At 70.6% G+C, this 12,144-nt stretch carries 10 protein-coding genes and 2 tRNA genes; 5 read left to right on the top strand and 7 right to left on the bottom strand.

What is annotated here, in order from left to right; translation table 11 throughout:
- The first annotated feature begins 268 nt into the window (after positions 1-268).
- Positions 269-535, top strand: coding sequence for a hypothetical protein (locus tag WMF36_RS14565; RefSeq protein WP_437580207.1), 267 nt, complete (start codon positions 269-271; stop codon positions 533-535).
- 27 nt (positions 536-562) lie between these two features.
- On the opposite strand, the gene WMF36_RS14570 is transcribed toward WMF36_RS14565, so the two are convergent.
- The 4 genes from WMF36_RS14570 to WMF36_RS14585 all read right to left on the bottom strand — a co-directional run bounded on the left by WMF36_RS14570 (position 563) and on the right by WMF36_RS14585 (position 3,190).
- Entirely contained in the window at positions 563-1,447 is an 885-nt protein-coding gene (locus WMF36_RS14570) for a DNA adenine methylase (RefSeq protein WP_437580208.1), read from the bottom strand.
- Between the two features lie 652 nt (positions 1,448-2,099).
- Complete coding sequence (locus tag WMF36_RS14575) at positions 2,100-2,714, bottom strand: hypothetical protein (RefSeq protein WP_437580209.1); 615 nt, start codon at positions 2,712-2,714, stop codon at positions 2,100-2,102.
- 291 nt (positions 2,715-3,005) lie between these two features.
- A tRNA-Glu gene (locus tag WMF36_RS14580) sits at positions 3,006-3,077 on the bottom strand.
- Positions 3,078-3,116: 39 nt separating this feature from the next.
- Positions 3,117-3,190: transfer RNA gene (locus WMF36_RS14585), tRNA-Gln, on the bottom strand.
- 606 nt (positions 3,191-3,796) lie between these two features.
- On the opposite strand from WMF36_RS14585, the gene groES reads away from it, so the two are divergent.
- The 4 genes from groES to WMF36_RS14605 all read left to right on the top strand — a co-directional run bounded on the left by groES (position 3,797) and on the right by WMF36_RS14605 (position 7,514).
- Complete coding sequence (groES, locus tag WMF36_RS14590) at positions 3,797-4,102, top strand: co-chaperone GroES (protein ID WP_437490737.1); 306 nt, start codon at positions 3,797-3,799, stop codon at positions 4,100-4,102.
- 98 nt (positions 4,103-4,200) lie between these two features.
- Positions 4,201-5,892: a chaperonin GroEL gene (gene groL / locus WMF36_RS14595; protein WP_437580210.1), complete on the top strand. Its 1,692-nt coding sequence runs from the start codon at positions 4,201-4,203 to the stop codon at positions 5,890-5,892.
- Positions 5,893-6,085: 193 nt separating this feature from the next.
- Positions 6,086-6,742 (top strand): Crp/Fnr family transcriptional regulator, encoded by a 657-nt coding sequence (locus WMF36_RS14600; protein ID WP_437580211.1) that lies wholly within the window; start codon positions 6,086-6,088, stop codon positions 6,740-6,742.
- A 4-nt stretch (positions 6,743-6,746) separates the two neighbouring features.
- Positions 6,747-7,514 carry an MBL fold metallo-hydrolase gene (locus WMF36_RS14605; protein WP_437580212.1) on the top strand — a complete coding sequence of 256 codons (768 nt, stop codon included), beginning with the start codon at positions 6,747-6,749 and terminating at the stop codon, positions 7,512-7,514.
- Between the two features lie 155 nt (positions 7,515-7,669).
- On the opposite strand, the gene WMF36_RS14610 is transcribed toward WMF36_RS14605, so the two are convergent.
- The 3 genes from WMF36_RS14610 to WMF36_RS14620 all read right to left on the bottom strand — a co-directional run bounded on the left by WMF36_RS14610 (position 7,670) and on the right by WMF36_RS14620 (position 11,988).
- A complete protein-coding gene (locus WMF36_RS14610; RefSeq protein WP_437490747.1) occupies positions 7,670-8,488 on the bottom strand; it encodes a PP2C family protein-serine/threonine phosphatase in 819 nt (272 codons plus the stop codon).
- Between the two features lie 250 nt (positions 8,489-8,738).
- A complete protein-coding gene (locus WMF36_RS14615) occupies positions 8,739-10,379 on the bottom strand; it encodes an FAD-dependent oxidoreductase (RefSeq protein ID WP_437580213.1) in 1,641 nt (546 codons plus the stop codon).
- 4 nt (positions 10,380-10,383) lie between these two features.
- Positions 10,384-11,988: a polyamine aminopropyltransferase gene (locus WMF36_RS14620; protein WP_437580214.1), complete on the bottom strand. Its 1,605-nt coding sequence runs from the start codon at positions 11,986-11,988 to the stop codon at positions 10,384-10,386.
- Positions 11,989-12,144 lie beyond the last annotated feature (156 nt).

A 12,144-nucleotide genomic window follows, 5' to 3' on the forward strand; every position in this document is an offset into this window, starting at 1 on the left:
TGTCGCAGGCGCCGCCCGTCCGTGCGATCACGCCTGCGCTGTTCATGCGGTTCCTACCGACAGCCCATCGCGCCTGCGAGGAGCTTTCGGCTCGCGCTGGGACTGGAGTAAGGTGCACCCCCATGAGGAACACACGCCTGCCTGATCGCCCGGCGCCAGGCGCCTGCTATCTTCCCTGTGTTCCCGGACGGCGGCGTTGCTCGGGGGGGGAGCGCGGCCATTCGGGAACAGTTCTTTTGTCCTCTCGACCTGCTCAGGAGATCTCGCGATGCTGAAGCACCCGACCGTCTCCGCATGGCAGCGAGATCACGAGGACGGTGGGTATACGGCCGAGATGAACGGCTGGACCTTGCGGGTCCGCTGGATACCCGAGCGTCCGGGCGACCTCCGCGGCTTCGTGTGGGAGGCCGTCGATCCTTCGGGAAACAAGGTCACATCGAGCGAGATCCACGAGGAGATCGAGGTGGCCATGGCGTACGCCGAGGAGCTCGCGGCCCCCGATCCGAAGAAGCACGGGTCGAAGACCGTCGACTGAGGCGCGCGCCCCGCGGCGGCGCCGGGTTCAGCCCGCCTTGTCCGCCGCCGCCTTGCGGCTCCGCCGGGTCGCGTAATTCCGGATCACGATCTCTCCCACGCGGCCCCTGGCGTCGCTCTTCGCGTTGATGCTCCGGAGCGCCGCGACGCGGTCGATCTTGAACCTCTTGTAGAGCGGCGGGATCTCGGGAACATCGGAGTTCGAGAGCATCACCTGGACGCCGCGCTCGTCGAGCGCCGCGAACAGGGCCGCGAGGCGCTCCTGGTCGCGGAAGCTGAAGCCGCCCGCGCTGTACGAGGTGAAGTTCGCGGTCGACGAGACCGGCGAGTACGGCGGGTCCAGGTAGACGAAGTCGCCTTCGGTCGCGTGGTCGAGCACGCGCTCGAAGTCGCGGACCTCGAGCTCGACGTGCTGCAGCGCCGCCGAGCAGGCCCGCAGCTGGGGTGGGTTGCAGATCGCCGGCTTGACGTAGCGGCCGAAAGGCACGTTGAAGCGGCCGGAGCTGTTGACCCGGTAGAGCCCGTTGAACCCCGTCTTGTTCAGGAAGATGGTCCTCGCGGCGCGCTCGGGCAGCGTGAGCGAGGCGGGGTCGAGATCGCGAACCCTGTAATAATGCGCCTCCTCGTAGGCGTGGCTGCCCAGCTCGGCGATGACCTCCTCGACCCGGTCGCGCACCGCCCGGTAGCAGTCGACGAGCTCGGCGTTGACGTCCGTCAGCGCCGCGCGTTTCGGCTGCAGGCAGAAGAAGAGCGCGGCTCCTCCCACGAACGGCTCGAAGTAGCGCCCGTACGACGTCGGCAGGAGCGGCTGGAACTGTCGGAGCAGCTGGCCCTTGCCGCCCGCCCATTTGAGGAACGGACGTGGTGGTAGGGGCGCGGCGCTGTCGGGTTGGGTGACAAGGGCGGTGCTCATCGCGCAATACTGGACGGCAACCTACCAGGGCGCGCGATCGTCCTCAACCGCCGAGGTCATCGCCGGCGATCTCCCGGGCCCAGGGCGCCTCGCCGGTCCGCCCCCGGCGCGCGCCTCCCCCCCCCGGCGTTACGGGCCGCGCCACGCATCGCTCCAGGCTAGGTCGTTCTATGTCCACACCTCGGCGCCGTCGGACGGCGAGATGCCTTGTGGACAAAGCCGGTTATTGGTAGCTTTTATTAATGATTACAAATATTTATAAGTGAGCGTGAGCGTGCGCGCCCCGGCTGGAACGCTGCCCGGATCATGGCATGTCGCGCCTTGCGCGATCGCCGAGCGAGGATAAGTTGAAGTCTCGACACGCGGGCTGAACCAGCCGCCGGTTGAGCGGGGTTCTCCCGAATTCACGCACCGCCGCTTCAGGCCATCTCGCCGGTGGACCTCGGCGGCGCGGCAGGGGCTCGTCCGGGCGCAGGGCGCGGGCCGCTCCGGCCGGCTTTCGGCTCTCGTGGGAGCCTCCGTTCCCTCTCGACAGGAGGAATGCCGCCATGATGCTTGCCTTCGACCTCGATCGCGACGACGCCCCGCAGCAGCGCGGCCCCGCTCCGGCGGACGGACCGGGCTGCTGCGGCGAGGCAGCGGATTACCGTGCTCAGCGGATCCTGTACGCCGCGCGCGGCTGGATCGCGGAGCAGGACGGCATCACCACGGACGGGCGCTCGCTCATCCTGCTGCACGCCCAGAGGACGCCGCCGGAGCGGCGCGAGGCGCTCGTGCGCTGCTTCGAGCGCGTGCTCCTGCACGCCCCCCGACCGGAGCTCCCTGCGCTCGCCGCGTCGCTGCGCCAGGCGGGCCTCGCGGTGGACGAGGGGCTCTCGGTGATGGGCGCCCCGGCCGGCGAGGTGCGCGCCGCCGTGCAGGGGCTCGACCGGTTTCGCTCCTTTCCCGCGGGCCTCCGCGTGTCCCGGGTGTCGCCGGACGACGATGACGTCACGATCCGGTCGATCCAGGAGCTCCAGGCCGAGAGCGGCCACGCGCCGCTCCCGGGCTGGACCCTGCGCGGCGGCGAGGGGCGTTCCTTGACCCTCGCGCTGCGCGACGGCAGGGGCGCGCTGATCGGCTGCACCACCCTGTGCGTCCTGACGCGGCCAGACGCCGCCGAGGACGGCGGGCATCGAGCGCTCTCCCAGTTCGGGCAGCTCGGGCTGATGGGCGCCCCGCCGCTCTGGATCTCCGATGTGGGCGAGGCGCCCTCGTGGACGGGCATGCCGATCTGCACCTGCCTGCGCGAGGAGTACCGCGGTCGCGGGCTCGGGGCCCCGCTCCAGGCCTTGGCGCTCCAGCAGGGGCACGATCGCTTCGGGATCCGGTGGTTCTACGCGCTCGTCCGGGCCGGCGACGAGATCGCGAAGCGCATGAACGCGCGCTGCGGCCTCACCCCGCACCGGGCCGAAGGGTTCCTCGTCGCGTCAGCGGGCCCCTCCGAGAAGGGCCGGCGGCCCGCGGCGGCTCAGGCTGCCCAGCGAGAGGCTGGCAAGAAAAAACGACGAGAAAGTAGCGATCCCAGCGGGAATCGAACCCGCGTTACCGGCGTGAGAGGCCGATGTCCTAACCGCTAGACGATGGGACCTTGTTCTGTCGAGAAGGTCGACAGCAGAGCTGATCGACCTGGCTGGGGGACAAGGATTCGAACCTTGATAGCAAGAGCCAGAATCTTGCGTCCTGCCGTTAGACGATCCCCCAAGGGGTCAGCGCCGTGTTCATCAGCGCCACGGGCCGCGGAATCTACTCGGGCTGTCTGGTATGTCAAGCGATCAAAACCGGGCCCGCCCCAGAAAAAGTCCCCGGGCCGAAAATCCCCGGTGTTTCGCGCTGTTTGCCCCGCCCCTGCCGCCCCCGTCTCCATCGCGCCGCCCTCTGTCGGCTCGTCGCGCTCATCGCGCGCATCGCGCGCATCGTAACCGGCGGCCAAGCTGCCAACAAATTCCGCTTACACCACCCTCTTGCCATTGACCTGGCTCGCCTCCCGCTGCATGGCTCCACGGTGGCGGGTGGCGGACGGTGCCCGCGAGATCGCGCGGGTCCGGTCGCCCACTCCAGGGTCTCCAGCTTTACGGCGTGTGGGCGCCGGCCGCGGAAAAGTCGCGACTGTCTGCTACGCGCCCTTGACGCGCCGGGCGACTGATTTACCTTCGGCCGCGGTTTAGCCACCGGCCTAGGAGAGTGCCAAGCGACTGTGATCCTGGGCACTTAGCTCTCGTCGTGTGGGCGGAAGGCCCCTGCGGGGGGGCGATCGGGACCTCCGGCGAGCCGATGGTCAGTCAACCAGCCGAGGACGAGGGAGCCACCATGAAAATCAGGCCGCTGCAGGATCGGATTGTCGTCAAGCGTGTCGAGAGCGAGACGAAGACCAAGGGGGGCATCATCATCCCCGATGCCGCGAAGGAGAAGCCGATCGAGGGGCGCGTCGTTGCCGTGGGCAACGGCAAGGTCCTGAAGGACGGAAAGGTTCGGCCGCTCGAGGTGAAGGTCGGCGACAAGGTGCTGTTCGGCAAGTACAGCGGCACCGAGGTGAAGCTCGACGGCGAGGAGCACGTGCTCCTCCGCGAGGACGACGTGCTCGCCGTGACCGAGGCCGCTTCCGCCGCGAAGTGATCCGGATCCAGGGCAACCGAACGCAAGCGTTGCAGATGCGGCCGTGCGCGGCCGAGCGTTGCAGATGCGGCCGTACGCGGCCGCGAGGGGATTGAGAGATGGCTGCGAAGCAGATTGTGTATAGCCGCGGCGCCCGCGCCGCGATCCTGAAGGGCGTGAACACGCTCGCCGATGCGGTCAAGGTGACCCTCGGGCCCAAGGGCCGGAACGTCGTCATCGAGAAGAGCTGGGGCTCGCCGGTCGTCACGAAGGACGGCGTCACGGTCGCGAAGGAGATCGAGCTCGCCGGGAAGCTCGAGAACATGGGCGCCCAGATGGTGCGCGAGGTCGCCTCGAAGACCAGCGACAAGGCGGGCGACGGCACGACGACGGCGACGGTGCTGGCCCAGGCGATCTACGGCGAGGGCCTCAAGCTCGTCGAGGCCGGGCACAACCCGATGGACCTGAAGCGCGGCATCGACGCGGCCGTCGCGAAGGTCATCGAGGCCGTGCAGCAGGTCGCCAAGCCGACCAAGGACAAGGACCAGATCGCCCAGGTCGCCACCGTCAGCGCGAACGGCGACACGGAGATCGGCCAGATCCTCGCCGACGCCATGGAGAAGGTCGGCAAGGAGGGCGTGATCACGGTCGAGGAGAACAAGCGCATGACGACGGAGCTCGAGACCGTCGACGGCATGCAGTTCGACCGCGGCTACCTCTCGCCCTACTTCGTGACCGATCCCGAGAAGATGACGGCGATCCTCACGAACCCGCTCATCCTCGTCCACGAGAAGAAGATCTCGTCCATGGCCGACCTCCTGCCGCTCCTCGAGCAGGTGGTGAAGCAGGGGCGCGAGCTGCTCATCCTCTCCGAGGACGTCGAGGGCGAGGCGCTCGCCACGCTCGTCGTGAACAAGCTGCGCGGCACGATCAAGGTCGCCGCCGTGAAGGCGCCCGGCTTCGGCGATCGCCGCAAGGAGATGCTGAAGGACATCGCGATCCTCACGGGCGCGACCGCGTTCATGGAGGACCTCGGCCAGAAGCTCGAGAGCGCCACCGTGCGCGACCTCGGGACGGCCAAGCGGGTCGAGATCGACAAGGACAACACGGTCATCGTCGACGGCCAGGGCGAGAAGACCGCGATCAAGGGCCGCATCGAGGCGATCCGCAAGCAGATCGCGGACACGTCGAGCGACTACGATCGCGAGAAGCTCCAGGAGCGGCTCGCGAAGCTCGCCGGCGGCGTCGCGGTGGTGAAGGTCGGCGCGGCGACCGAGACGGAGATGAAGGAGAAGAAGGCGCGCGTCGAGGACGCGCTGCACGCGACCCGCGCGGCCGTCGAGGAGGGCATCGTGGTCGGCGGCGGCGTGGCCCTGCTCCGGGCGGCCTCTGCCCTGGAGGCGCTCAAGTTCAACGACGAGCGCGACGTCGGCGTGCGGCTCGTGCGCCGCGCCCTCGAGGCGCCGCTCCGCCAGATCGCCCAGAACGCTGGCGTCGACGGGTCGGTGGTCGCGGAGAAGGTCCGGTCGGGCGCGCCCACGTTCGGCTACAACGCCGCGACCGACAAGTACGAGGACCTGCTCGCCGGCGGCGTCATCGACCCGGCGAAGGTCGTGCGGCACGCGCTCTCCAACGCGGCCAGCGTCGCGGGGCTGATGCTCACGACCGAGGCCCTCGTCGCCGACAAGCCCAAGAAGGAGAAGGCCGCGGCCGGCGGGGCCCCCGGCGGCGGCATGGGCGGCATGGGCGGCATGGGCGGCATGGGCGGCATGGGCGGCATGGGCGGCATGGGCGACTTCGACATGGGTTGATCGCCTGTCCGGCCGCGCTCGGGCTGTCGCCGCTCTCCGGCGGCGTCGGCCCCGGGCGCGCCGCTCCCGACGAAGCGGGCCGAGGGGTCCTCCAAAGCATGCTGGCTTGGAGGGCCCCTCGCGCTTTGTGAGGGCGAGAGCTTTTGCCTGGGTTTTTGACCGGCGGTCACGCTGGGCGCTAGACTCTCGGGCAATGTCGGAGTCGTCGTTTGCCCGCTATGGCCGCGCGTACGCGCCGGGCGACGTGCTCTTCCGCGAGGGCGACCCCGGCGATGTCATGTTCGTCCTCCAGACCGGCGCTGTGCGGATCACCAAATCGGTCGAGGGCGAGGACAAGGTGCTCGCCGTGCTCGGGCCCGGCGAGTTCGTCGGCGAGATGGCGATCCTGAACGGCAAGCCGCGGATCGCGACGGCCACCGTCAGCGAGCCGTCCCGCTGCCTCGTGGTCGAGGCGCGCAAGCTAGAGGTCATGCTGCAGCGGGACGCCGAGATCGCGTTCCGGCTGATCAAGAAGCTCGCGAAGCGGCTCGACGCGGCGGACGCGCTCGTGGAGATCCTCATGCACCGGGACCCGAAGGCGCGGGTGATGCTCGCGCTCGCGCGCCACGCCGAGGCGTTCGGGGAGGAGACGCCGGAAGGGATACGCCTCCGCGCCACCCCCGCGGACATCGCGCGCGAGGTCGACGTCGAGCAAGGAATGGTGGACGAGGTCATGGCGCGGCTCCGCCGGCTGAAGCTCCTCTCGGACGGGCCGCCTGCGCACGCGGCGATCATGGTGACCGACATGCGGCGATTCCGGGATTTTATAGAATTCCTGGAGACGCCACAGAAGTTCGGCGGAGAGAGCTGAGCCAGTGGAGCTGCGCGTCATCGGCTGCCACGGCGGAGAGACTCCCAGGCATCGCACGTGCGCGTTCGTCGTGGACGACGTCCTCGCGATCGACGCGGGCTCGCTGACGAGCGGGCTCGAGGTGAAGGAGCAGGCGCGGATCGAGGCGTGCCTCGTGAGCCATGCGCACCTCGATCACATCCGCGATCTGGCCACGATCGCGGACAACCGTTGCCAGCTCGGGTGCCCGCCGCTCGTGATCGCGGGCACGCGCGAGACGCTGCGCACGCTCAAGAAGCACTTCTTCAACAACGTGCTGTGGCCCGATTTCGCGGTGATCCCGACGCCCGCGCAGCCGACCATCCAGTACCTCGAGCTCAAGCCGGAGCGCCCCACGATGGTCGCCGGGCGGCTCGTGCGCGCGGTCCAGGTGACGCACACGATCGACGCGTCGGCGTTCGTGATCGAGGGGAGCGGCGGCGCGATCGCGTACAGCGGCGACACCGGGCCGACCGAGCGGCTCTGGGAGGTGTTGAACCAGCAGCAGAACCTCCGCGCGCTGCTCATGGAGGTCAGCTTCCCCGACCGGGAGCAGCGGCTCGCGACCGTGAGCGGCCACCACACGCCGCAGACGCTCGCCGTCGAGCTCCAGAAATTCCACGCGCCGAAGGATCTGCCGACGATGCTCTACCACATCAAGCCGGTCTTCCAGGCCGAGGTGGAGCGGGAGTGCGCCGCGCTGAAGGGGCTGAACCTCGAGGTCCTTCAGCTCATGGATCACTTCGTCCTGTAACCGGCGCGTCGGTGAGAGGCCGTGCCGAGCTGCCCGGCCCGAGGAGCCCCTCGGTCGTCGCGCAGCGCGGGAACCCCGCCGGGCTCGCCTGAGCAGGCATCGACCCCTCCACGGGGCAACCAGCGCTGCCGCGTGACCGGGGACGAGCCGCGGGGCTAGCGGCTCTCCTGGGTGGGCTCGTCGGTGAAGGCGCGCTTGCCGTCGGGGACCTCTTCGACGCGGGCGAGGACGACCGTGATGTTGTCGGTGCCGCCGAAGTAGTTCGCCCGATCGATGAGCGCCTTGCACGCCGCGTCCAGCGAGCCGCTCGACATCACGAGCTCGAGGATCTGATCGTCGCTCACCATCCCGGACAGGCCGTCCGAGCAGAGGAGGTACACGTCACCGTGGCGCGTCTCGTCCGTCACGAGATCGACGAGGACGTCCTCGCGGATGCCGAGCGCGCGCGTGATGACGTTCGCGGGCAGCTGCCGGACCTCCTCCTCGGTCATCCACGGCGCCATGTGCGCCGCGTCGCTGACGAGCGAGTGATCGCGGGTGAGCTGCGTGATCTGGCTGTCGCGCAGGCGATAGCAGCGGCTGTCGCCCACGTGGCCCACCGTCACGTGCTCGGCGTCCTTGGAGAACATCGCCGCCACGATCGTCGTGCCCATGCCGAAGTCGGCGAGCGTCTTCAGCGAGCGATCGAAGATTCGCCGGTTCGCCAGCCTGAGGCCGGTGACGACGTAGTTCTCCTCCTCGGTGAGGTTCGGATCGGCAGGGAACGGCCAGGTGGCGTCCCTCCCGACCGTCACGGACAGGAAGTCCGAGAGGGTGCTCACGGCAAGCTGGCTCGCGACGTCGCCCGAGCGGTGTCCGCCCATGCCATCCGCCACGGCCACGACACGGTACTCCTCGCTGACGAGGAGGTTGTCCTCATTGTGGTCCCGGAGGAGCCCGGTATCCGTCATCCCGGCAAACCGGGTCCGCAACATGGGCAGAGAGTAGACGCGGAGCAGGGGGGCAGCGCAAGTTCAAGGCGAGGGCAAAGCTGAAATCCTGGGCCGGATCTCCCAGAGCAGCCGGTTCACGCCGGCAAGAAGCGGCCGGCGAGGGGGCGGCGGCCCCGCCCGGAGGCGTCCGCTCGCCGGACGCACTTTGCTCTTGAAAGATGAAAGGGGACGTGGGGTTCCCCGCCGCGTGGCGCCTACCGGAGCGGCGGGCGCGAGCGACGGGCGCGCGCGCTCAGAGCCAGCTCTCGCCGATCGCGAGCCCGATCGAAGCCGCGATCGTCTCGGCGGCGCGCACGCCGCACGCCTGCGCCTCCTCGAAGAGCGCCATCCCGGGCTGGTCGACGTGCGCCCAGGCGACGCGCTCGGAGAGCGCGCAGACCGGCTCGAACGGCCGCGGGCCGAGGAAGCCGGGGCGAGGGCGCGGCATCGCGTGACCCCAGATCATGACGTCCATCCGCTCGACGTCGTCGCGCAGGTGCGGGTGCGCCGGCGCGAGATCGCGCAGCACGCCCTCGGCGAGCGACTCCCACGGCGCGCCGAGCAGCGCCGCGCGCGCGCCGGCCACGTCGGGCCCGCCGTACGCGCGGTAGTAGGTGAGCACGGTGCGCTGCATCGGCGCCGCGAGCCGCGAGCGCTGCGTCGTCCCCGCGGCGAGATCGGTGAGCTGGTGGCGCGCGTCGACATAGCCGAGCCCCTCGGCGCCGTAGAGGACGGAATCCCACGCGTGGTTGGGATCGATGCGCCGCTCGACGTGCAGGTTCGCCACGAGCCACGCCGACGCGACGCGCGCCGGCAGCTCGCCCGCCGCGCTCCCCTCGAAGATGCGGCGCACGACGAACGCCGGCGCCGCGAGGATCGCGGCGCGCGCCTCGACGCGGCGCGCCTCGCCGCGCTGCACGTCGACGTAGCTGACCTCCACGCGGCCGCCCGGCTGCGGGCGCACCGACGTGACCAGCGCGCCCAGCGACACGCGCGGCGCCGCGCGCTCGAGCAGCGCCTTCACGAGCCGGCCGTTGCCCTCGGGCCAGATCAGGTAGTGGCTGCCCGCGAGCTCCGGGGTGCGCGCCTTCCGCCCCGCGAAGTAGTGCAGCCCCGCCCAGGCCGAGATCTCCTCGGGCGTGCCGCCGAAGTCGTCGAGCATCGCGTAGCGCACGTACCAGCGCAGGAACGGCGTGCGGTACCCCTCGCGATCGAGCCACGCCGCCATGCTCATCCGGTCGAGCTCGAGGAGCTCCGGGTCGCGCGACGAGCGCTCGAGCGGGATCTGGAACGCCGCGCGCCCGTCGCGGCCGGTGAGCTCCGTGAGCTCCTCCTCGAGCGCGTGGAACCGCTCGAGCTCCTCGATCGCGTCGTCCGGGAGCGCGTCGGCCGGCGCGAGGCCGGTGTGCCACGCGCCCTCGTAGAACAGCCGCTCGCCCGGCGCGTGGCAGAGCCGCCGCGGATCGAACGTGGGGCGCCCGGCCGCGTCCCAGCCGGTGACGACGCCCATCTGATCGAGCAGCCGCAGCGTCGCGCGCGCCTCGACGTTCGGCGCGGCCAGGTAGTGCGCGCCCCACGGGTAGGGCACGACGCCGTCCTCGCCCCACGCGCTCGTGCCGCCGGGCCGCGGCTCGAGCTCGAGGACCCGCAGGTCGAGCCCGGCGCCGGCGAGCCGCCACGCGGCCGACAGCCCGCTCACCCCGCCGCCGACGATCACGACGTCCGCGCGCTCCGCGGGGCCGAACGTCGAGGCGCGCGGCGCGCCGCCGCGGAGCAGGTGCCCCGCGCCGTGGGCCGCGCCCACGATCTCGCCGGCGAGCGGCGCCCGCCCCGGGGAGGCCGTGTGCACGAGCCAGCCCGCGCCCACGGAGCTCAGGAAGGCGCGGCGGTTCACGGGCTCACCGCGACCACTCCGCCCACTCGCGCGTGTACACGGAGACGAGCTTCTGGTCGTTCAGCCGGTTGATCGGCGCCTCGACGCGGCCGAGATCGCGCGGGAACCGGAAGAGCTCCGGCAGGCCGCTCGAGTCGAGGTAGCGGAGCCTCGACGCGTCGATCCGCAGGGCGCCGGGCGCGGTGAGCCCCTCGCCGCCCGCCAGGATGAAGCCCCACTCGCCGAAGCTCGGCACGTACACGTGCAGCGGCGCGGTCGTGAAGCCGGCCGCCTCGAGCGTCGTCACGACGCACCAGTACGACTCGCGCGCGTAGTGCGGCGACGTCGCCTGGATCACGGCGAGCCCGCGCACGGAGACCCGCTGCCGGAGCAGGTGGTAGAAGGCGTCCGTGTACAGCTTGCCGACGGCGTAGTTGCCCGGATCGGGGAAGTCGACGACCGCGAGATCGAACGACTCGGTCGACTCCTCGAGGTACTTGAACGCGTCCTCGTTGCGGATGGCGACGCGCGGATCGTGGAGCGCGCCCCCGTTCAGGTCCGCGGCGAGCGGCAGGTCGCGGAAGGCGCCGGTGACGGCGCCGTCGAGGTCGACGAGGAGGATCTGCTCGATCGACGGGTAGCGGAGCAGCTCGCGCGCGGCGAGCCCGTCGCCGCCGCCGAGGATCAGCGCGCGCCGCGGATCGCGGCCCAGCGCGGCGACGGCCGGGTGCACGAGCACCTCGTGGTACCGGTGCTCGTCGTCCGACGAGAACTGGAGGTTGCCGTTCAGGAAGAGGCGCGTCGTGCGCGGGCTCCTCGTGATGACGAGGCGCTGGTACGGCGACTGCGCCGCGTAGACGATGGGCGCCCCGAAGTAGAGCGCCTCCGAGCGCTCGACGAACCGCGAGACGAGCGCGAGGGCGACCACGAGCCCCGCGATCACGACCACGCACAGCGCCCGCAGCCGGATGACGACGGCGCGCTCGAGCGGGAAGAGGAACGTGCTCGCGAGCGCGACCGCCGCGTTGAGAAGGCCGAAGAACAGGCTCGTCTGGTGGATCCCGAGGCGCGGCAGGAGGAGCGACGGGAAGAGCAGGCTCGCGGCGAGGGCGCCGATGTAGTCGAGCGTGAGCACGCGCGCGACGAGCCGCTTGAGATCCAGGGAGAAGTTGAGCAGCCGGATGAGCAGCGGGATCTCGAGCCCGACGAGCATGCCGATGAGCAGCACGAGCGAGTAGAGCAGCGCGCGGAACGCCCCGAGCGAGGTGTAGACGCGGAAGAGCATCGGCGCGGAGAGCCCGCCGACGAGCGCGAGGCCGAGCTCGATCTCGACGAAGCGCTCGAGGAGGCGGGTCTCGATGTACTGGGACAGGTACGAGCCGATCCCCATCGCGAACAGGTAGAGGCCGATGACGAAGCTGAACTGCGTCACCGAGTCGCCGAGGACGTAGCTCGCGAGCGTGCCGGTGATGAGCTCGTAGATGAGCCCCGACGTGGCGATGACGAACACGCTCGCGAGGAGCGCCGGATGCACGAGCCGGGGCAGCGCCTGCGCCGCAGGGAAGGGCGCCGCTGCGTCCCCGCGCGGGGCGCCCGCAGCTCCCGTCGAGCTCTCCTCGGTGGCCGGCATCGGCGCGGTCCTAGCACCGCTCGCGCTGGACCACAGCCCGTTCGGGCGAGCTCCCGCGCGGCCATCGCGCTGGCGCCGGCATCGCGACAGCCATCGCGACCGCCATCGCGACCGCCATCGCGACAGCCATCGCGCCGCCCCGCCACGCCGGAGCGA

Origin of the sequence: Sorangium sp. So ce887 (assembly GCF_051521455.1) — a bacterium.
Lineage (GTDB): Bacteria > Myxococcota_A > Polyangia > Polyangiales > Polyangiaceae > Sorangium.

Bases quoted from the DNA above. Each gene is read 5' to 3' on its own strand.
- WMF36_RS14565 (WP_437580207.1), top strand. From the start codon at position 269: ATGCTGAAGCACCCGACCGTCTCCGCATGGCAGCGAGATCACGAGGAC.
- WMF36_RS14570 (WP_437580208.1), bottom strand. From the start codon at position 1,447: ATGAGCACCGCCCTTGTCACCCAACCCGACAGCGCCGCGCCCCTACCA.
- WMF36_RS14575 (WP_437580209.1), bottom strand. From the start codon at position 2,714: ATGCCCGTCCACGAGGGCGCCTCGCCCACATCGGAGATCCAGAGCGGC.
- groES (WP_437490737.1), top strand. From the start codon at position 3,797: ATGAAAATCAGGCCGCTGCAGGATCGGATTGTCGTCAAGCGTGTCGAG.
- groL (WP_437580210.1), top strand. From the start codon at position 4,201: ATGGCTGCGAAGCAGATTGTGTATAGCCGCGGCGCCCGCGCCGCGATC.
- WMF36_RS14600 (WP_437580211.1), top strand. From the start codon at position 6,086: ATGTCGGAGTCGTCGTTTGCCCGCTATGGCCGCGCGTACGCGCCGGGC.
- WMF36_RS14610 (WP_437490747.1), bottom strand. From the start codon at position 8,488: ATGTTGCGGACCCGGTTTGCCGGGATGACGGATACCGGGCTCCTCCGG.
- WMF36_RS14620 (WP_437580214.1), bottom strand. From the start codon at position 11,988: ATGCCGGCCACCGAGGAGAGCTCGACGGGAGCTGCGGGCGCCCCGCGC.